This window comes from Mycobacterium sp. (assembly GCF_029961025.1).
Classification (GTDB): Bacteria; Actinomycetota; Actinomycetes; order Mycobacteriales; family Mycobacteriaceae; genus Mycobacterium.
The window spans coordinates 155,811-173,753 of record NZ_JASBVP010000004.1 but is presented as its reverse complement, the minus strand read 5'-3'; the positions used below and the strand labels follow the sequence as shown (position 1 = coordinate 173,753).

The window sequence follows — 17,943 nt, the reverse complement described above, 5'->3', positions numbered from 1 at the left end:
CCGCGGCCGGCGCAGCGGTTACCGGCCGGTGCCGAACCTCCGGCGGCGCCCGAGTGCCCTGACGATCAGGGGGTGATGAGCATCTTCAGAAAGCCCGGCTCGCGGTCAGCGAATTGGGTTGCCGCCCCGGGAAACTCGTCGAGCCGCACCCGGTGGGTGATGACCGCGGTCGGGTCGATGACGTTGTTCTCGATGAGCTGCATCGCCTGCCACTGCGCGGTTTTGGCGTTAGCGAATCCGTTGAGACGCAGCTGAAGATTCTTGAAAAACATGTCGAACAGTGACGCCGGATGATCGCGCTCGAGATACACCCCCCCGCCGCTGATCGTCGCACCGGGCCGAGCCAGGGCAACGGCCAGGTCGAAACCCGCACCGCGCCCGGCGAACTCAACGACCTTGTGCACCCCCAGCCCGTTGGTGGCGTCCAGGATGGTCTGAATGGATGCCTCGGTCGCCTGCGGGCCGGCGTCCAGGGCGATCGCGCCGAGCTTTTCGGCGCGCTCCCGGCGATAGGCCACCGGGTCCAACGCATACACCGGGGCGTCGGTGCGCCGGCGAAGCAGGTCAAGTGCGAGCAGACCGGTGGGGCCGCACCCGACGACCGCCACGGTGTCGGTGGGCTCGATGGCGGCCGCGTGCACGGCGATGGTAGCCGCGGGCAGGTTGCAGGACAGGAACGGCGCGACCTCGTCGGCGATGGCGTCGGGCACGTGCTCGAGGTGAGCGTCGGCAAGCGGAACACGGACGTATTCGGCCTGGCTGCCCCCCAGGTCGCCGAAGGCGGTGCCGAAGCCGTAGATGGCCTTGCCGCTGGTCAGGCAGTGCGCGGTCTGGCCGGCCCGGCACATCTCGCAGCGCCCGCAGCTGACCGAGTACGGGAAGGTGACCCGGTCGCCCACGGCGAATTGGGTCACGGCGGAACCCACTTCGACGACCTCGCCGCAGATCTCGTGGCCAAGCGTGGTGTGCCCGGGGGCGACGAGGTCGGCGACCTCGCCGTTGAACAGGTAGAGATCCGATCCGCACATCGAGGCGACCCTGGTCTTGACGATCAGATCGCCCGGATCCCGGAGGGTCGGGTCCGGCACGTTTTCGATGGTGACCGTGCGCGGTCCTTGGTAGACGGCTGCTCGCATGAAAACCTCCTCGTGCGGTCGGTGGGAAACCCGCTGGCGGGCATGGCTGGGCCGGTCAGCCGAAACGGTCGTAGTGGACGCGGTCGATCGGGATGTTGCGCTCGCGCAGCAGCGCGAGCACGGCGTCGACCATCACCGGGGGCCCGGCCAGGTAGTGCTCGGCGTCCGTCAGCGCTGCCAGCTGCGACTCGAGCGCGTCGGTGACAAACCCCGTGGTGCCCGACCAGCCCTCGGCGGGTTTGGCCAGGGCGCCGTGCAGCCGGCCCGACGGCAACCGCGCGACCAGCTGCTGTAGCTCGTCCCAGCACACCAGCTCGTCTCGGGTGTTCGCCCCGTAGAACACGTGCACCGCCCGGGTGGTGGCGGCGTCGGCGAGCTGGCGCACCAGCGCGATGATCGCCGAAATCCCGGTCCCGCCCGCGGTTAGCACCACGTCGCGGTCCCCGCCGCGCAGCCACATGTCCCCGTAAGGCAGCTCGATGGGGATCCGCTCGCCGGGAGCCAGCGAGAAAAGGGTGTTGCTTCCCGCGCCGCCCGCATAGCGCTTGGCGATGAACTCCACGGTGTCGGCGCCCGGGAGACCGGCCATCGAGTAGCAGCGCCGCAGGTTGGCGCCGAGTTCGAGGATGGCGTGCTGGCCCGGCCGATACTGGCTGGTGATGTCCAGACGAAACCGGAACCGGCGGATGTCCGGCCCGAGTTCCTCGGTGCTCACCAGCTCCGCGTGGTAGTCGCGGGTCGGCCGCTCCTCGAACGGTCCGAACCGCAGCACCTTGAGGGTGATGTCGGAGCAGGCCGTGGACTGACAGGCCAGGAAACGCCGGCGGCGGGCGTCCCGGGGATCGACCGCGGGGGCCTGCGGGAAGAGCAGTTTCACTTCCCCCTCGACCAGGGTCGCCTTGCAGGTGCTGCAACTGCCCCACCCGCATTCGAAGGGTAGCCACACCCCCGCCCGGCGGGCGGCGCCGAGTATCCGCTCGCCGGAACGGACCCGGAACCGTAGATCCGTCCCGGCGACGCGGGCCTCAAACGAGCCGGTGGCAGCGCCCTCCTCAGCGCACGGTTCCGGCAAGGAACTCACGGTGAGCCTCTTTCACCCGCGAGGCGACCTCGCCGGGATCCCGGGGCCGCGGCGCCCGGGCGAACTGCGCCGCCAGGGCTTCGACCGCCTTGTCGGCGCGCGGCTGCCATTGGCGCACCCACCCGTCGAGCACCTCGGTCAAGTCCGGCTTGCGCTCACGGGCGTATTCGGTCAGCGCCCGGGTCCAGCGCTGGCTGCGGCGGGCGTCGTGGGCAAACTCGGCGCACAACGCGGCCAAAAGCCGATCGTCGTTGGTTTCGGCCAGCGCCCCGAACTCCTGGTTGACCAGGGTGTCGACCATGGGTTTGACGACGAGGTTCAGCGCGGTGAACGCCTCACCCCAGTCGTAGGCGATCAGCAACTTCTCCAAGGTTTCCCGCAGCGGTTGCCAGGCGGGATCCTGCTCCCAGGCTTGGCGCGCGGTCGCGGTCTCGGCGATATCGGCGCCGTGGGAGTTGGCCAGCACCTTGGTCCAGTAGGCGATGCGCTGGATGCGCCGCATCTCATCGGCCGCCTGGAAGTGGGCGCAGTTGGTGATGTAGGACGACGGCGCCATCTGGCCGACGTACAGCCCGACCATCTGCAGCACGTGCAGCGGGAACCGCAGCGGAACGAACAGCGCCCGCAACGTGTCGACCCATCCCGGGTCGAGGGCGGTGACCGATCCGGCCTCCTCATGCTCGTCGATCAGGCCGTCCACGTACAGCTCGCGCTCGTGCTGGTGGGTGACGTAGTCCTTGTAGATCAGCGTGTCGGGGTCGCGGAAGTCCTCCCAGTCATCGACCTGCAGCGGCGAGCCCTCGCGGTGGGTCAAATACCACTGGTTGAGTGACCACTGCGGGTCCATCTCGAACGGCGCCGGGTCGTGCCGGAAGTGGTAGTGCAGCTTGCCGGTGACAACCTCGTACGGGGTGGGCTTGCGCCGGACGTCACCGAACAAGCTCCATGTCTTTGTCTTTCGCCGTTGCCGGCCCTGCGCGGTTGTCACGGCTTCAGTCCTGCCTTTCTAGGTACCAGACCCACTGGTCATCTGTCTGTTTGATCCGGCCGGCGAACGCCGAGAGGGCGGGCTCGAGATCGGTCAGCGGGAACTCCCGGCCGAGTTCCTCTTCCAGGCTGCGCCGGGTCAGCACGCACCGGTGGGGCACGCTGATCCGCACATAGCCGCCTTTGTCGTCGACCGTCACGTCGGCACCGGGGTTATCCGCCTCGATCGCGGCCACCACCGCCTCGGCGATTTCCCCGTCGATGCCCCGGATCACCGGGCCGACCAGTTTTTCACTCACGTTGTCACTCACAGTCATTGTTGGTTCTCAGCCTCTTGGTAGCGGTAGTAGTGGCTCTGGCCGTCCTGCGGGATACCGACACGCACCGTTCCGTCGTCGGCGACGTCGATCGGGAACCGGTACAGCCGGCACCCCGCCGGATTGATGCACACCCCGGCCTTCAGATCGAAGAGCCAGGAATGCCCGGCGCACTCCAACGTCGCCGACCCCTCATCCCACTTTCCGTCGGCCAGCACCACTTCCTGATGCGGACACAACCCCTGATAGGCCATCCACGAGCCATCCAGGTGGTGCACGATGAGCACCTGGTCGCCGTCAATCTCGGCATCGATAAGGTCGCCCTCCCACAGGTCCTGGGCCTCCGGAACCTCGACCCAGCGCAGCGGCACGTCGGTCATCACACGTATCCCACCTGGATGACATCCATCGGGGTGATTTGCGTGCTGGCCAGGGTGACATCCCCGGGCAGGGTGGTGCCGTTGTGTCGCACCGCCAGGGGGCGGTCCTGCGCCGCCACCCGATGGCCCACCACGTGGTGGGCCACCTTGTCGGCGACCACGCTCATCGGGTCGGTGTCATCGACGGGCACCACCAACGCCACAAAGTCCCCGTCGAACACCGCCTGCAGCGGAAACAGCGCCATTGCCGCAGCCCTCCTTTCGTCGTTGTCGTTAGGCGACCGAGGACACCCGGTGCGGGAGCCCGGCGAACGCCCAGGCGTAGTTCACGGCGTCCTGGCCCATCTCCGCCGGGGACAGGCCCATGTAGGCGAGCGTGCCCTCCATCGTCGGAGGCTGGATCTGACCGGCGAGGAACCGGTCGACGATGTTGAGGTGCCCCTGGAACCGTGCCGGCGACTGCTCGAAGACCCACTGGCAGGGCTCGGAGCAGAACGTGTAGCGACGCCCGTCGCGGTCGAGGATCCGCGGCAGCGGGTCGGACAGCTTGCCGGCGTTGTAGCCGGCCGGGGACACCACCGGGATGTGGCACATGTTGCAGACCATCGGCAACGTCTCGGGCAGGGTGGCTTCGGGGTTGCCGGCCCGGATGTTCTCCGTGATCACGTCCCAGTGCCGGCCGAAGTTGTCGTTCCAACCGGGGTATTTGGTCTCCAGCCAGTCGCGTCCCTTGCCCGGCGTGACTCCGCCGTCGGGGTTCCACCAGACGGTGGGGCGCCAGTACCACACACCCAGGTGCAGCGCGTGGTGATACCAGTCCAGCTCCGGGATGAAGATGTCGTCCCAGTACCAGGGTTTTTCCAGGCCGAAGTCGCGGAACTGGTCGAGGAACTGCTTGCAGATAAACTCCTGCATGAACTCCTTGAACGAGTGGCCGCGCTGCTCCACCGGCGTGTAGTAGTCCATCGACAGCCCGGTCAGCAGTGCGAAGATCCGCCACGAGCGCCAGAACATGTGATCCACCAGCTTTTGGGCGACGTCCTTGCGCCCGTGCTTGACGAGCAGCTTGATGGTCGGCTCGCCCTGCTGGGCGTGGCGGGCCTCATCGGTTTGGATGGAGGAGATCAGCGCGCCGAAGCTGACGTCACCGACGTTCATCGCGTCGGCGGCCATCCCCAGGAACTGCAGGTTGGTGAACCCGGTCTCGAAGGTGAAGGTCAGCTGGATCGCCGTGGACACCGCGTCGTTGGCGACGAACATGTCGTCGAAGAGGCTGCGCGCGGCGATCGCACCCCACTCGTTGGTGTGGGTCGTCTTGAGCGCCCAGTCGAAGCGGGGTTCCCTCCCCAGCAGACCGTAGGGGATGTAGAGCTGAATCTGGCCGTGGCGCATCTCATCCAACGTGCCGAACAGGGCCATGTTGCGCCACGCCGCCGCCCGGCCGAAGCGGCCCATCCGCGACTCGCCGATGCTGGCCAGATACTCGGGCACCGCGATCGCCCCGTAGTGCGCGATAATCGCCGACTTCCAGCCGGGATCGAGCTGTTCGAACACCTTCGAGCGCGCTATGGCGGCGTTGACCGCATAGACCTCGGCATCCTTGCCGTGCTGGGTGCGCACGTACTCCGGGTAGGTGATCTTGTAGGGCTCGTCCCAGCCCCACCAGGCCTCGGCGGGCAATCCGAAGCCGTTGGACAGCTCGGTCGGCCACGCCTCCTCTTCGGTGACATACGACAGCGTCCAGTTCATGTCCCTGGTGAGGTCGTACCATTCGGAACGGGCAAGCTTGGGCATGTTTTTGCTCCTGTCTTCAGACTGCACGTCGGGGTCCGGCTTGGCGTTATATCCGTTTGAAGCGGATCTCTAAGGGGGAGTCTTGGCTGGCCCCAACGTGGCGTCAACGCGCGTTCCACGATGAGGAACATCACAGTCGATCCGCGTTGCGCCGCCCGCCCGCGGACGTGAAGTCAGGTCAACTCGCAGCCGGCACGGTGCGGTTCGCAGCCGGCGCGCCGACGGCCGTCACCCGCTGATTGTCAATGCGAACGGCGGGCGGGCCCGCTTTCGGCCCGGGACGGGCCGGCTGGGCGACGGCAACGCCCACCGCTTTGGCGAGCTTCACCGCGACGAGGCTCGCCAGCCGTGCGTGCCGGTCGATGTGACGCTCGGCGTAAGCGGTCGGCGCGACCACCGACAGCGCCGCAAACGCCCGGCCGGAGTGGTCGCGCACCGGCACCCCGACCGAGGTCAGCCCCGCCAATGTTTCGTCGCGGTTGACGGCGAAACCCCGCCGCCGGGTCAGCGCAAGCTCCCGCTCGAAGTCACCGACGGTGCGGATCGTCGACGGCGTGAGCTCCGGGAAGCCGGCGTGCATCCGCGCCGTGGCGCAGGACGGGTCGAACGCCGCGATCGCCTTGCCGCACGCGGTGCTGTGCACCGGCTGTCGCCGGGCAATTGCGGCGAACAACGGCGTGCACCGCACGCTTTCCAGCCGCTCCAGCTGAATCACGTCGGCGCCGTCGGCAACCGCCAGGTGCACGGTGCACCCGCTGCGCTCCTGCAGCTCGTGCAGCAGCGGCATCGCGGTACTCCGCAACCGGTAGCGGCTGATTACCAGCGTGCCCAGCTCGTAGAGATGCAGCCCCAGCCGGTACCGGCCGGTTTCGGGATTGCGCTCCGCGAATCCCCGGGAGCACAGGGTGGTCAGCAGCCGATGCACGGTGCTCTTGGCGACACCGAGGCGCCGGCTGAGGTCGGACACCCCCAACTCTTCCTGCGTCGCGAAGCAGTCCAGCAAGTCCAGCGCCGTCGACACCGAGTGCAGACCGCCGACTTGCATCGTCATGGCCTCGACCACGCAGACCTCCTCGTCACCCCGGGATGTGGTACCTATCACAATGCTTCACCGCAGTGACGCTGGCAACAACATCGTTCCGTTGAGTGGCACAGCGGATCCGGCACTGCCCGTGACCCCGGACCGGTGAGCGGGAAGGCTGGGCCCAGTCCACGAGACGACGCGTACGCCTCGCTGGATACCTATGATCGGGCCGATGACCATCCTCACGTTGTTGCATCCGGGCGCCATGGGCGCCGCGGTCGGCCGGCAGGCCGTGTCCGGCGGCGCCACGGTGCGCTGGGTGGCTGCGGGCCGCAGCGCCGCCACCCGCCGCCGCGCGGCCGAGGCCGGGCTCGAGGAACACGCCGGGCTGACCGCCGCCCTGGACGGCGCGGATGTCGTGGTGTCGATCTGCCCTCCCGCGCATGCCGAGGACGTGGCCCGCGCGGTTGCCGGATACACCGGGGTGTACGTGGAAGCGAACGCCATCGCCCCGGCTCGGGTAAAGCGAATTGCCGAGCTGCTCCCCGCGGCGCGAGTGGTGGACGGCGGCATCATCGGACCACCGCCCCGCCGGCGCGGTACCACCCGGCTGTACCTGTCCGGTGACGCCGGCGGGATACCGGATGTGTTTGCGGGAACCGCGCTGGAAGTGATCACGCTGCCCGGCGGCATCGGGCAGGCCTCCGCGCTGAAGATGGCCTACGCGTCCTACCAGAAGGCCAGCCGGGTGCTGGCCGCCGTGGCGCACGCATTGGCCACCGAGCACGGCGTCGACGACTACCTCATGCGTGAGGCGGCCCTACTGCGCAGCTTCCCCCTGGCCGATGTCGACCACTTCCCGGAGGTGGCCGCCAAAGCCTGGCGGTGGGCTCCGGAGATGCTCGAGGCAGCCGAAACCCTGCGCACCGCCGCGCTTCCCGCCGGACTGGCGCTCGGCGCCGCCGCGGCACTCGAGCGTTGGGCGGCGGTCAAAGACCGGGACGACCTGAGCGTCGCCGACACGATCGAGCTGCTCTTCGACCACCCGGAGGGCCGCCACCCCGCCGCCGAAGCACGCCGCCGCGGCTAACGCGTCCTCCTGGCTGTGTGCTGATCACTAATATACCTCGGTTCAATTCCGCTGTATCTGCATGACGACGGCTTTCGGTTCGGTGAAGAATTCCCGGCTGAAAGTGCCTCCCTCCCTGCCGACCCCGGAATCGCCCACCCCGCCGAACGGGGCACGCAGATCCCGTATGAAAAAACAATTGACCCAGACGGTGCCGGCCCTCAGCGCCGCCGAAACCCGGTGCGCCCGATGCAGGTTCTCGGTGAACAGCATCGCGTTGAGGCCATACCGGGTGTCGTTGGCCAGTCCGACCGCCTCCTGCTCGGTGTCGAACGGGACGATGACGACGACCGGGCCGAAGATTTCCTCGCGGCTCAAGCGAGCATCCGGGGCGACATCCACGACGGCCGTCGGCTTCACCACCCAGCCATCGCCCAAGCCGCCGGTGATCATCTTGCCTTCGCTGGGCACCAGATCGATGTACGACTTCACCTTGCGGAAGTGCTCTTCGGAGGCCAGCGGGCCGATCTCGGTGGTCTCCTCTTTCGGGTCACCGATGACCATCGCCTCGGCGGCGGCGACGAAACGGGACAAAAACTCGTCGTACACCGCGCGCTGCACCAGCAACCTGCTGCCGGCCAGGCAGACCTGCCCGGTGTTGGTGTATATCGCGCGAATCGACCAGTCGACGGCGTTGTCCAGGTCGGCGTCGGCAAACACCAGGTTCGCGCCCTTCCCACCGAGTTCGAGGCTTACCGGGGCCAGATGCGTCGACCCCGCCCGCATGATCATCTTGCCGGTAGCGGACTCACCGGTGAACGTGATCCGGTCGACCGCCGGGCTTTCGGTCAAGGCCTGGCCCACCGAATCCGGGCCGTAGCCGTGGACCACGTTGAACACCCCCGGCGGCATGCCCGCCTCGATGGCGAGCCGACCCAAAATCGTTGCCGAGACCGGGGTGTCCTCGGCCGGCTTGAGCACCACGGTGTTGCCCCAGGCCAACGCCGGCGCGACCTTCCAGGTCTCCAGCATCAGCGGGAAGTTCCACGGCGCGATCGCCGCCACGACACCGGCCGGGTCGAACCTGGTGTAGGTGTGGTGGCCGCTGTCCATCGGCAACACCTCGGCGGTCGACAGCCGGGCGTGGTCGGCGAAGAACCGGAAGTTCAGCGCCGACCTCGGAACGTCGTTATCGCGGGCCTGCCTGATCGGTTTACCCATGTCACGGGTGTCGGCCATGGCGAGTTCGGTGGCGTGTTGCTCGATCAGATCCGCCAGCCGGTGCAGGATCGCGCCACGCTGCGCGAAACCCATTCGGGGCCAGGGTCCCTCGTCGAAGGCTTGACGGGCCGCCGCTATCGCGCGATCGGCGTCGGCTTTACCGCCCAAGGCGATCTCCGCCCACGGCTCGCGCGGCCACGGATCCACGCTGTCGAAGGTTGCGCCATCGAGCGAACCGACCTCTTCGCCGTTGATGATGTGACCGAACGAGCGTTTGGAAGTCATGGCATGCTCCGTTTCGAATCGATAGGGGTGCGCGTGACGCTCACGCGGGTCTGATGTTCGCACCGCTCTGCGACAGTGCCGTCGCCTGCGGCCCAATGGCTACCGGCGTCGCGGACCACGCGGTGCTGGGCCACCACCGGATCCGCGCCTTCCCTGCTCGACGGCGACTGCACCTCTGACGGAGCATAAGCCGTCGTCGAAGCCTGCGCTGCGCCGTGTTCCCGGTCGCGGAACAGGGCCCACGGCATGAACACGGCATGAAGAGGACGTTATCGGGAGCAAATTACCGGCAGCCGGAGCGTCCGGATAATCTCGCGGTAGGACCTGGCGGGTCGGGTCACGTCGAAGAGCAGCGTCGCCATGCCGAGTGCCCGCGCGGCATCGGTGTTTCTGGGCTGATCGTCGACGAACAGCACCGACCCGGCCGGCACCCCGAACGCGTCCAAGACCGGCCGGTACGCGGCGGGATCGGGCTTGAGCACCCCCGTTCGGGAACAGTCGATCACCACGTCGACCTCGTGCAGGAAACCCACCCGACCGATCCAGTCGTCGTCGAAGTAACTGGCGAGGTCGTTGGTCAGCACCGCGGTCCGCAGCCCGGCGGCCTTGGCGGCGCGCACCGTGTCGCACGCCTGAGGACGGATCAACGCATCGACTTCGTCGGCCGGATACAACTGCGCCATCATCGCGCGCAGGCCCGGGCGTCCGGTCACCGCAGCCACCTCCCCGGCCCGGGCCGCCCAATACTCCTGCTCGCTGATCCGCCCGGCCAGCATGCTGCGCCACAGCGGGTCCCGAGCGGGGTCGAAGGGCCCGGTCCAATCGAATGTGCCCGGCGCCAGCCCGAGTCGGCGCTCCAAGCCCCGCACCGCCTCGAAAGGGGTGAGCAGCACCGGGCCGCCGAAATCGAACACCAGCGCCCGCACCGTCACGGCGGTCCGCCGAACGCGTATTTGGCGGCGTAGACGCTCGGATCCCAAGTGACCCCGGATTCGCGGATCGCCGCGTCGTCGGGTCCGGCGGCCACCGTCACCGGCCGGGCCTGCACGATGACGATCGGCTCCCCGGCGCGCCGGGTCCGTTCGATCACCCATTCCACATCCACCGGGTGGCCGTAGTGATCCTCGATCGCACAGACCTCCTCGGCGATCACCCCGATCTCCTCCTCGCCGAGGACCCGGGCGGTGCGAAAGCGGGCGGGCATCTCGGCCTGCACCACCCCACCCTTGACGTAGTCGAAGGTGGAGACCACCCGTTTGTCCGCAACGTGATAGGCCAGCACTCGCCGATCGGCCTTCCCCACCTCGACGTGGTCGGGTGTCACCGCGCCCTGCACGACGGCCTCGCCCCATCCCCAGGTGCCCTCGATCACCATCCGGTCGCGTTTCCCCGACACCGGGTGGATGGAGAATGCGACGCCGGATACCCGTGCGGGAATGAGTTCGAGCACGCCGACCGCCATCGGCATGTCGTGGTGCGAGCGCCCGTGCTCGAGACGATAGGACAGCGCCCGGACCGAAAAAAGACTCGCCCAGCACCGCCGCACCGCGTCGAGCACCTGGGTCTCGCCCGAAACGCCCAGGTAGGTGTCGAAGACGCCGGCGAAGCTCGCCTGGGCGCTGTCCTCCCCGGTCGCCGAACTGCGGACCGCCACCGGTTGACCGACGTCCAGGCAGCGGAATGCCAAATCGGCGTACGCGTCGGCGATGGCGCCGGCGAGCTTCGGCTGCACCGGGGTCTGCTCGAACACCGTGCGGATGGTTGCCGCGACGGCCGTGAGCCGATCACGGCCGACGGGCTCGGTGATCGTCGACAGTTGCTGATCGATCACGGCATCCAGCCCGGACTCGGCGCAGTGATAGGCATAGGCCTCGACGGTGACGGTAAAACCGCGCGGCACCCTGATGCCGATGTGCGCCAGTTCCGTGAGCCGGCCCATCTTCGCCCCGGCGACAGCGATCGCCGACGCCGGATCCATGTCGTCCAGCCAGGCGATGAACCCGCTCATGTCGATGGTTCGGGCTGGGACGTTTCGGGCGTTGCGTCCTCGTGGCGCCGAGAATCCTCGTGATGCCGGTAAATGATGACGTCACCGGCGGACCCGTCGACCTCCACCTCGTCACCATCGCGGATCAAGGCGGTGCCGAGACCGACCGCGGTGACCGTCGGCACCCCATATTCTCGGCCGACGATGGCCGCGTGCGACAGGGAGCCGCCCTCGTCGCAGACACAGCCCGCGATCTTGGCAAACGCCGGGGTCCAGTTGGGCGAGGTGGACTCGCACACCAGCACTTCACCCGGTTCGATCCGGTGCAGGTTGTCGGCGTTGCTGAGCACCCGCACGGGTCCGCGGGCGCGCCCGCCGGCAGCGGGCACTCCGTGCAGCGTCTTCACGGCGGTGTCCGGGCCTCCGGTGCGCACCGCGTGCAGGAAATGCTTGTTGAGCCCGAACACCTCGATCAAGATCGGATCGCTGACGGTGTCCGGTACCGTGCCCAGCACCTTGGGCATCGCGGCCCGGCGCTGGCGCCAGTGGCTGAAGTACTGGCGGCGCTCGGCGATCAGGCTGTTGAATCCGCGGAGATCGGCCTTTCCGTCTAGCAGCGCCAGGATTTCCGGCCAGAACAGGAATATCGTGTCGTCGGGTGCGTCCGCCCCCAGCACCTCGGCCACCGCCAGGCACGCCCGGCGCAGCGGCAGCATCGCGCGCAGGTCGATGTAGTAGTCGTGTTCCTCGTTCCACCAGGTGAAATTGGCCTGCCGGCAGGACATCAACCCGGCGTCGAAGGCGGCCTGCTCCTGTCGTGTCAGCTTGGAGCGGACCGCATCGAGCGCGCTCTCCCGGGCTTCGGCGGCCGCCGCGCGCGCGGCCGTGAAGTCGTGCGGGGCCGCCATCTGCAAAAAGGTTTTGATCGTGCCCAGCGGCGACGTGGGGTCCTCGACCCAGCTGGGCAGCGCGATGTCGTCGATCCCCTCGGTGCGCCAACCGTAGGTGTTGAGGAAATCCTCGAACTCCGCCAGCCAGCCCACCGCCCGGCCACCGGTCTTGGCGAGCGTCACCGCCAGCCGCTCGGGCGGGGTGGCGGCGAAAACGGTGTCCAGCCCGGCGCTGCGGGCCGACTCCGCCAACCGCCACAGCTCGCGGTCGGTGGCCATAATTTGAGTGTCGCCGCGGTCGAGGAATTGGCAGATGTCGGCCGGATCGATACCCAGCTCGATGCACAGGCCCCGAAAGGCCAGGTAATTGGCCAGCAGCGGATACATCAACTCGAAATGGATCTCCCAGGCACGCCGGTGATGGGCGCGGGCCTGCAACAGATGCTCGCGCAGCTTCCGGCGCGACATGGTGGCGGGGTCGGCACGGCGGAGGCGCTGCCAATCCTCGTCGATCTCAGTGCGACGCGCCCGCCAGATGCGCTGGAAGTCACGGATGAAGACCGGCAGGGCCTGGGCGAACCGCGCCGCGCGGTCGGTGTTGTCCGCGCCCGGATCGACGGGGATCTCGGCGGCGTAGGTGTGCGTTCCGGCGGTGCGCACCGCAATGCCACGCCCCGAAGGCAGCGGCAGCCGGCGCGCGGCGTACTGGGTACCCCAGGTGTAGTCGACCATGCTGATCAGACCCATCGGGGTGAGCCCGCGCGGCCAGTGGAAATCCAGAAACCAAAAGCGGCTCTGATCCTCGGCGCGGAACCGGGAATACGGTTCGGCCGGCCACGGCGGCGAATCACCGGTAAAACCGGGGTCTCCCGGATACCCGGGGTCCGCGACGAACTCGTCGATCGGCACTACGGCGGCCATGGCTCAACCCTAACGGCACCCATCGGCGGATCCGCGGTCTTTCCCCCACCGGCCGGCACCGGCCATCGGTTGGGTGTCGGCCATCGGCTTGCTCACCCCAGTTCGGTCTCCCAGTCGCGACCCTGCAGGGCGTCGCGGACATACATCAAAAATCGGGAGGCGGTGACGCCGTCGAACGCCCGGTGGTCATAGGAGAGCCCGAGAATGCACATGTGGTGGATGGCGATCGCGTCACCGACAACGGTTGGTCGGCGCGCGACGGCGTCGGTGGACATGATCGCGACATTGGGCTGGTTGATGATCGCCGCCGACGCGTAGCTGCCCAGCGGCCCGGGGTTGGTAATCGTGAATGTCGAGCCGGAAAGGTCATCGGCGGTAAGCTTTTTCGCTTTCGCGGCGTCACCGACCCTCTTAATGGCCCGGGCGAGCCCGCGCAGATTGAGCGCATCGGCGTCTTTGATCACCGGAGCCATCAGGCCTTGCTCGTTCAGGTCGACCGCGATGGCCAGATTCACGTAACGGTGCAACGTCATCGTCTTGGCGGCCATGTCGAGCGACGAGTTCACCGTGGGGAAGGCGCGCAGCGCGTCGACCGTCGCCCGGGCGATGAAGGCCAGATACGTCAGGGAAACGCCCTCGTCTTGGCGGAACCGCTCCTTGTGCCGCCGCCGAACCTGTTCGACCCGCTCGAGGTCGACCTCTACGGAGGTCCACACATGCGGTGAGATCTGCCGTGACTGCAGCATCCGCTCGGCGGTGAGCAGCCGGATGCGGGACAGCGGCACCACCTCCTCCCGGTCCCCGGCCGCCGTCGCCGCGGCCGGCGCGGGCATGACGGGTGCGGGCGCCACCGGTGGCGCCGGCGCGGCGGCGCGGGCGGCGATGGCGGCGACGACGTCCTCCCGGGTGATCCGTCCGCCCGCACCCGACCCCGAGACGGTGGCCAGGTCGATGTTGTTCTCCGCGGCCAGGCGGCGCACGACCGGAGACAGCAGGGACCTGCCGCCGTTGCCCGGGTGCGCGGGGCGGGGCGGGGCGGGTGCGGTCAGCGTGGCGGCCGCCACTTCCACCACCGGCTCGGCGGGGGCGGCGACCGGCTGGCCGGCGGCCGGAAGCGGTTGGGCGGTAGCGCCGGCGCTGGCCCCGGCCGGCCCGATCCGGGCGAGTTCGGTGCCAACCGGAACGGTTTCCCCCTCGGCGACAAGCACATCCAGCAGCACCCCGTCGTACGGGCTGGGCACCTCCGAGTCGACCTTGTCGGTCGAGACCTCCAGCAGCGGATCATCGAACGCGACCGGGTCGCCGACCGATTTCAACCACCGTGAAACGGTGCCCTCGGTGACCGTCTCGCCGAGTTTCGGCATGGTCACCACGTGCACGTCGTCTGCCATGATCCTCCGTTTCAGCCATGCAGTGCGCGCCCGGTGAGGGCGAGCATCGTTTCTCCCACGGTCTCCGAGAGGCTGGGGTGCGGATGGATGAACGCGCCGACTTCCTCGGGCAGGGCCTGCCAGTTGACCGCCAGGTAGCTTTCCGCGAGCAGTTCGCTGGCCCACGGCCCGACGATATGGACACCCAGGACGGGTCCGTCACGCTGGGCGACGACTTTCACCAATCCGTCGGTGTCACCGAGGATCATGGCGCGGCCGTTGCCGGCGAACCTGTGCTTACCCACCACGATGTCATAGCCGGCGGCCCGGGCGTCCGCTTCGGTGTAGCCGCTCCAGGCCACCTCGGGATGGGTGTAGACCACCCATGGAATTCGCGCGTAGTCGACCGGGACGGGTCTCTCCCCGAGGATGGCCTGGATCGCCACGATCGCCTCGGCGTAGGCGACGTGCGCCAGTCCGCAGGTGTCGACGACGTCACCGACCGCGTAGACACCCGGCCTGGTGGTGGCCATCGTGGTGGTGTCGACGTCGATGAATCCCTTGTCCGACACGTGAACTCCGGCTTCGGCCAGCCCCAGGTCCGCGGTGAGCGGACGACGTCCGACCGCCACCAGCACCTGGTCAACCTCGATCTTCTCCGTCGTGCCGTTGGCTTCAAATCCCAGAACGAGTCCGCCGTCGGACCTTTCCGGTGGGCTCACTGTCGCCCCGGCGTGAATCGTGGTGCCGCGCTTGACCAGGGCCCGGCGCAGCACGTCGGCGAGCTCCGGGTCCGGACCGATCGGAAGGATCCCTCCGGGCAGCGCCTCCAGCAACGTGGTCTGCACACCGACATCGGTGAACATCGACGCGAACTCCGAGCCGATGACGCCACCGCCGATGACCGCAACCCGGCCCGGCAGGCCGGCACTGCGGGTGCTGTGGTCCGAGCTGACGATCCGCTCGCCCTCGAACTCGAAGCCGGGAAGGGTGCGCGGCGCCGACCCGGTCGCCAGGATCACCGCCCGCCCGCGCAGCGTTGTGCCGTCGACCGACACCGCGCCGGAGGCCGTCAGCCGGCCCCACCCGCTGATCAGTTCGACCTTGCGCTTTTTGATCAGCCCCGTCAGCCCGCCCACCAGCCGGTCGACGATCCCCGTGGTGCGCTCCGCGACCCGGGTCCAGTCGGCCGTCAGCGCACCGGAGCCGTCGGCGCGAATCCCGAAATCCGCCGCGCCCGCAGCGGTCCGGTACACCTCGGCGGTGTGCAACAGCGCTTTGGCGGGAATGCAGCCGCGGTTCAGGCAGGTGCCGCCGACCGTGTCGCTCTCGATCAACGCAATCGACAGGCCCGCCGAGGCGCCGTACAGCGCCGCGGCGTAACCGCCCGGACCCCCGCCGATCACCACCACGTCGTAATCGTGGTCGCGCCCGCTCATGTCGTCGCCACCTTGCGCAGCGTTTGGATGACCTCGGCGGTTTGCGGGACGACGTCGTCCTCCAATGGCGGGCTGGTCGGGATCGGGGTGTTTTTCCCGGCGACCCGCACCACCGGGTGATCCAGGGCCCAAAAACACTCCTCGGCGATGACCGAGGCGATCTCGGCACCGTAACCCAACCGGCGCGCCGCCTCGTGCAGCACCACGGCGCGGGCGGTCTTGCGCACCGAGTTGGCGATCGTCTCGACGTCGAGCGGCACCAGGGTCCTGACGTCGACAACCTCGACGGAGATCCCTTCCTTCTCCAGCTCGGCGGCGGCCTCCAGCCCCTGATGCACGCCCACCGAGTAGCTGACCAGCGTGACGTTGGTGCCCTCCCGGACCACCTTCGCAGCGCCGATGGGCACCGGCTCCAGCGACAGCGGCGCCTTGATTCGCCGGTACAGGTACTTGCTCTCCAGATACAGCACCGGGTTGTTGTCCCGGATCGCGCTGATCAAAAGGCCCGCCGCATCACTGACCATCGCCGGCGCGACGATCTTCAATCCCGGCACGTGAGCGAAGTAGGATTCGATGCTTTGCGAATGCGTCGGGCCGGCGCGCAGCCGGGCCCCGAACGGGCACCGAAACGTGATCGGCATCGGGTTGCCGGTGCGGAAGTGATGCCGCGCAACCACATTGATGATCTGGTCGAACGCGCAGGAGATGAAGTCGGCGAACTGGAACTCGACGACGGGGCGTAGCCCCATCAGCGCCGCGCCGGCGGCCAGCCCGGTGAACCCGGACTCCGCGATCGGGGTGTCCACCACTCGCCGCGCGCCGAACCTGTCCAAAAAGCCCTTGGTCACCTTGAAGGCCCCGCCGAATTGCCCGACGTCCTCTCCGATCAAGAAGACGTTCTCGTCGGCGTCCATCTCCGCGGCCAGCGCCCGACTGACGGCGTCGAGGTAGCTGACCTCCTCGCTGGGTGTTGCCGCGTTTGCCGGCGCAGCGGGCCTAGTCGGCATAGACACGCTCCTCCAAACCGATCGGCTCCGGCAGCGGATCCGCGATCGCCTTCGCCCGGGCCTCGATCGCGGCTTGCCGTGCTTCCTGCTTGATGGCGGTGATGTCCTCGTCGGTGGCGAATTTCAATTCCCGCAACGTCGCCGCGAACTCCTCGATCGGATCCCGTTTCGCCCACTCGGCGAGCAGCTCGCGGGGCACGTAGTCGGCGGGATCGTGCTCGGCGTGGCCGTGCATGCGCATGGTGACCGCCTCGATCAGCGAAGGGCCCTCGCCGGCTCGGGCGCGGGCGACCGCGCGCCCGGTCGCCTCATACACCGCGATCACGTCGATCCCGTCGACCCGCTCGCCGGGCATGCCATAGGCGATCGCTTTGGTGGCCAGATCCTTCGATTTCGAGGTCAGCCGCAGCGGCGTGGAGTAGGAGTACTGGTTGTTTTCCACGATGAAGATGCACGGCAGCTCGAGCACCGCGGCGATGTTGAGCGCCTCGTGGAAATCGCCGCGCCCGGTGGACCCGTCGCCGCAGTACGCCAACGCCACCCCGTCGCTGCCCCGGTATTTGAACGCGAACGCCGCGCCGGTGGCCACCGGGTAGTTGTCGGGGATGTGGCTGGGCGGGTTGTAGATGTTTAAGTCCAGCCGCCCGTAATGCAGGGTGCCGTCCCGGCCGCCGGTCGGGGACGTGGCCTTGCCCATGAAACTGGCCATCACCTCCCGCGGATCGACGCCGCGCCACAGGTGCGCCCCGAGATCCCGGTGCAGCGGCGCGAGGAAATCGCTGGGGCGCAACGCCGCGGCGGTGCCCACCGCGATCGCCTCGTGCCAGTGCCCGGTATACAGCGAGCCCAGCAGCTCACCCTGCCGGTACATGCTGACCATCCGGTCCTCGACCGCGCGCTGCAGCGCCATCGTGCGAAACATGCGCAGGTACAGCTCGCGGTCGGGTGCGGGCGCCGCCTGGCGGCCACGCCGATCGTTGGTGCCCGCTTTGGCGGTCTTATTCGTCACCGTCATGCTTGTCTCGCCCTCGTCTA

General features: G+C 68.2%; 17 protein-coding genes. 1 reads left to right on the top strand and 16 read right to left on the bottom strand.

All coding sequences use genetic code 11. The features are described 5' to 3' along the window. Positions 1-65: 65 nt before the first annotated feature. From QJR12_RS06050 to QJR12_RS06015, 8 genes are all read right to left on the bottom strand, one after another. Positions 66-1,136: an alcohol dehydrogenase catalytic domain-containing protein gene (locus QJR12_RS06050; RefSeq protein ID WP_300579856.1), complete on the bottom strand. Its 1,071-nt coding sequence runs from the start codon at positions 1,134-1,136 to the stop codon at positions 66-68. A 55-nt stretch (positions 1,137-1,191) separates the two neighbouring features. After that, positions 1,192-2,217, bottom strand: coding sequence for a 2Fe-2S iron-sulfur cluster binding domain-containing protein (locus tag QJR12_RS06045; RefSeq protein WP_300579854.1), 1,026 nt, complete (start codon positions 2,215-2,217; stop codon positions 1,192-1,194). Next, entirely contained in the window at positions 2,189-3,205 is a 1,017-nt protein-coding gene (locus QJR12_RS06040; protein WP_300579853.1) for an aromatic/alkene monooxygenase hydroxylase subunit beta, read from the bottom strand. Before QJR12_RS06040 ends, QJR12_RS06045 begins: the two co-directional genes overlap by 29 nt. 4 nt (positions 3,206-3,209) lie before the next feature. Further along, a complete protein-coding gene (locus QJR12_RS06035) occupies positions 3,210-3,503 on the bottom strand; it encodes an MmoB/DmpM family protein (RefSeq protein WP_366526291.1) in 294 nt (97 codons plus the stop codon). Between the two features lie 14 nt (positions 3,504-3,517). After that, positions 3,518-3,901 (bottom strand): Rieske 2Fe-2S domain-containing protein, encoded by a 384-nt coding sequence (locus QJR12_RS06030; protein ID WP_300579851.1) that lies wholly within the window; start codon positions 3,899-3,901, stop codon positions 3,518-3,520. Next, positions 3,901-4,146, bottom strand: coding sequence for a toluene-4-monooxygenase system B family protein (locus tag QJR12_RS06025; RefSeq protein WP_300579849.1), 246 nt, complete (start codon positions 4,144-4,146; stop codon positions 3,901-3,903). Before QJR12_RS06025 ends, QJR12_RS06030 begins: the two co-directional genes overlap by 1 nt. Positions 4,147-4,174: 28 nt before the next feature. Further along, complete coding sequence (locus QJR12_RS06020) at positions 4,175-5,695, bottom strand: aromatic/alkene/methane monooxygenase hydroxylase/oxygenase subunit alpha (protein WP_300579848.1); 1,521 nt, start codon at positions 5,693-5,695, stop codon at positions 4,175-4,177. A 178-nt stretch (positions 5,696-5,873) separates the two neighbouring features. Beyond that, positions 5,874-6,758, bottom strand: coding sequence for an IclR family transcriptional regulator (locus tag QJR12_RS06015; RefSeq protein ID WP_300579846.1), 885 nt, complete (start codon positions 6,756-6,758; stop codon positions 5,874-5,876). Between the two features lie 193 nt (positions 6,759-6,951). Here QJR12_RS06015 and QJR12_RS06010 point away from each other — a divergent pair, with 193 nt between their 5' ends. Further along, entirely contained in the window at positions 6,952-7,809 is an 858-nt protein-coding gene (locus tag QJR12_RS06010) for an NAD(P)-dependent oxidoreductase (protein ID WP_300579845.1), read from the top strand. Between the two features lie 42 nt (positions 7,810-7,851). Here the strand turns inward: QJR12_RS06010 and QJR12_RS06005 are convergent, their stop codons facing one another. From QJR12_RS06005 to QJR12_RS05970, 8 genes are all read right to left on the bottom strand, one after another. Next, positions 7,852-9,294 (bottom strand): aldehyde dehydrogenase, encoded by a 1,443-nt coding sequence (locus QJR12_RS06005; RefSeq protein WP_300579843.1) that lies wholly within the window; start codon positions 9,292-9,294, stop codon positions 7,852-7,854. A gap of 269 nt (positions 9,295-9,563) precedes the next feature. Further along, a complete protein-coding gene (locus tag QJR12_RS06000; RefSeq protein ID WP_300579842.1) occupies positions 9,564-10,226 on the bottom strand; it encodes an HAD family phosphatase in 663 nt (220 codons plus the stop codon). After that, the gene (locus tag QJR12_RS05995; RefSeq protein ID WP_300579840.1) at positions 10,223-11,302 is read right to left on the bottom strand and encodes a PEP/pyruvate-binding domain-containing protein; all 1,080 of its coding nucleotides are present in this window, start codon (positions 11,300-11,302) and stop codon (positions 10,223-10,225) included. The genes QJR12_RS06000 and QJR12_RS05995 overlap by 4 nt, the downstream gene beginning before the upstream one ends. Then, positions 11,299-13,092 (bottom strand): PEP-utilizing enzyme, encoded by a 1,794-nt coding sequence (locus QJR12_RS05990; RefSeq protein WP_300579838.1) that lies wholly within the window; start codon positions 13,090-13,092, stop codon positions 11,299-11,301. The genes QJR12_RS05995 and QJR12_RS05990 overlap by 4 nt, the downstream gene beginning before the upstream one ends. 92 nt (positions 13,093-13,184) lie before the next feature. After that, on the bottom strand, positions 13,185-14,483 hold the full coding sequence (locus QJR12_RS05985; RefSeq protein ID WP_300579836.1) for a dihydrolipoamide acetyltransferase family protein: 1,299 nt from the start codon (positions 14,481-14,483) through the stop codon (positions 13,185-13,187). Positions 14,484-14,494: 11 nt separating this feature from the next. After that, positions 14,495-15,901, bottom strand: coding sequence for a dihydrolipoyl dehydrogenase (gene lpdA / locus QJR12_RS05980; RefSeq protein WP_300579835.1), 1,407 nt, complete (start codon positions 15,899-15,901; stop codon positions 14,495-14,497). Further along, positions 15,898-16,908, bottom strand: a complete 1,011-nt coding sequence (locus QJR12_RS05975; RefSeq protein WP_300579834.1) for an alpha-ketoacid dehydrogenase subunit beta — start codon at positions 16,906-16,908, stop codon at positions 15,898-15,900. Before QJR12_RS05975 ends, lpdA begins: the two co-directional genes overlap by 4 nt. Beyond that, positions 16,898-17,923 carry a thiamine pyrophosphate-dependent dehydrogenase E1 component subunit alpha gene (locus tag QJR12_RS05970; protein ID WP_300579832.1) on the bottom strand — a complete coding sequence of 342 codons (1,026 nt, stop codon included), beginning with the start codon at positions 17,921-17,923 and terminating at the stop codon, positions 16,898-16,900. Before QJR12_RS05970 ends, QJR12_RS05975 begins: the two co-directional genes overlap by 11 nt. Positions 17,924-17,943 lie beyond the last annotated feature (20 nt).

Excerpts from the sequence above, each read along its gene's own strand:
- QJR12_RS06050 (WP_300579856.1), bottom strand. The coding sequence starts at position 1,136 with ATGCGAGCAGCCGTCTACCAAGGACCGCGCACGGTCACCATCGAAAAC.
- QJR12_RS06030 (WP_300579851.1), bottom strand. The coding sequence starts at position 3,901 with ATGACCGACGTGCCGCTGCGCTGGGTCGAGGTTCCGGAGGCCCAGGAC.
- QJR12_RS06025 (WP_300579849.1), bottom strand. The coding sequence starts at position 4,146 with ATGGCGCTGTTTCCGCTGCAGGCGGTGTTCGACGGGGACTTTGTGGCG.
- QJR12_RS06020 (WP_300579848.1), bottom strand. The coding sequence starts at position 5,695 with ATGCCCAAGCTTGCCCGTTCCGAATGGTACGACCTCACCAGGGACATG.
- QJR12_RS06010 (WP_300579845.1), top strand. The coding sequence starts at position 6,952 with ATGACCATCCTCACGTTGTTGCATCCGGGCGCCATGGGCGCCGCGGTC.
- QJR12_RS06005 (WP_300579843.1), bottom strand. The coding sequence starts at position 9,294 with ATGACTTCCAAACGCTCGTTCGGTCACATCATCAACGGCGAAGAGGTC.
- QJR12_RS05995 (WP_300579840.1), bottom strand. The coding sequence starts at position 11,302 with ATGAGCGGGTTCATCGCCTGGCTGGACGACATGGATCCGGCGTCGGCG.
- QJR12_RS05990 (WP_300579838.1), bottom strand. The coding sequence starts at position 13,092 with ATGGCCGCCGTAGTGCCGATCGACGAGTTCGTCGCGGACCCCGGGTAT.
- QJR12_RS05985 (WP_300579836.1), bottom strand. The coding sequence starts at position 14,483 with ATGGCAGACGACGTGCACGTGGTGACCATGCCGAAACTCGGCGAGACG.
- lpdA (WP_300579835.1), bottom strand. The coding sequence starts at position 15,901 with ATGAGCGGGCGCGACCACGATTACGACGTGGTGGTGATCGGCGGGGGT.
- QJR12_RS05975 (WP_300579834.1), bottom strand. The coding sequence starts at position 16,908 with ATGCCGACTAGGCCCGCTGCGCCGGCAAACGCGGCAACACCCAGCGAG.
- QJR12_RS05970 (WP_300579832.1), bottom strand. The coding sequence starts at position 17,923 with ATGACGGTGACGAATAAGACCGCCAAAGCGGGCACCAACGATCGGCGT.